Below are 904 nucleotides of genomic sequence, written 5' to 3' on the forward strand. Positions count from 1 at the left end.
CGAGCTGGTCGGCGAGTGGACCCACCGCTACAGCCGCGAACTCGCCGTGTACCCCAGCGCCAGCCTGGTGGACGGCAAGTACTGGCCGCCGGTGGGCCGCGTGGACAACGTTTACGGCGACCGCAACCTGGTCTGCGCCTGCCCGTCCATCGAGGCCTATCAGGACGCCTGACGGCCCAGCCCCCTGTGGGAGCGAATTCATTCGCGAATGAATTCGCTCCCACAATTCTGGACAAGACATGGAAGTTCGGCGGTCGGACCTTCGGGCCCGATCGTCCGGGCTGTCTACGCTGACTAATAAGAAAGAGCCGAGCGCACGCTCAGGAGCGCGACATGTCCCTCAGTGTCTTCGACCTGTTCAAGATCGGCATTGGCCCCTCCAGCTCCCACACCGTCGGTCCGATGCGCGCTGCTGCGCGATTCGTCGATGGTCTGCGCCGCGAGAGCCTGCTGGCCGACACCCAGAGCCTGAAGGTGGAGCTGTACGGTTCCCTAGGCGCCACCGGCAAGGGTCACGGCAGCGACAAGGCCGTGCTGCTGGGCCTGGAGGGCGAACAACCGGATACCGTCGATACGGAAAGCGTGGATGAGCGCCTGGCACGCATCCGCCAGAGCGGCGAGCTGCTTCTCGGCGGCGAGAAGTCGATCCACTTCGTGGAAAAGGAGCACCTGGCGCTGATCCGCAAGCCGCTCCCCTACCACCCCAACGGCATGATCTTCCGCGCCTTCGACGACGCCGGCATCCAGATCCGCTCCCGCGAGTACTACTCGGTGGGCGGCGGTTTCGTGGTGGACGAAGAAGCCGCCGGCCTCGACCGCATCGTCGAAGACCGCACGCCGCTGCCCTACCCGTTCAAGACTGGCAAGGAGATGCTTGCCCACTGCACCGCCAGCGGCTTGTCCA

2 protein-coding genes are annotated in these 904 nt (G+C 65.4%); both read left to right on the forward strand.

Features of this window, described 5'->3' with window-relative positions:
• Positions 1–172: hypothetical protein (locus E8E91_RS00025; RefSeq protein WP_280374017.1), on the forward strand; the 172-nt coding region annotated here is incomplete at its 5' end.
• Positions 173–333: 161 nt separating this feature from the next.
• A partial coding sequence (locus tag E8E91_RS00030; RefSeq protein ID WP_280374015.1) for a serine dehydratase beta chain occupies positions 334–904 on the forward strand: 571 nt, incomplete at its 3' end.

Source organism: Pseudomonas sp. BN515, from assembly GCF_029873155.1.
GTDB lineage: Bacteria > Pseudomonadota > Gammaproteobacteria > Pseudomonadales > Pseudomonadaceae > Metapseudomonas.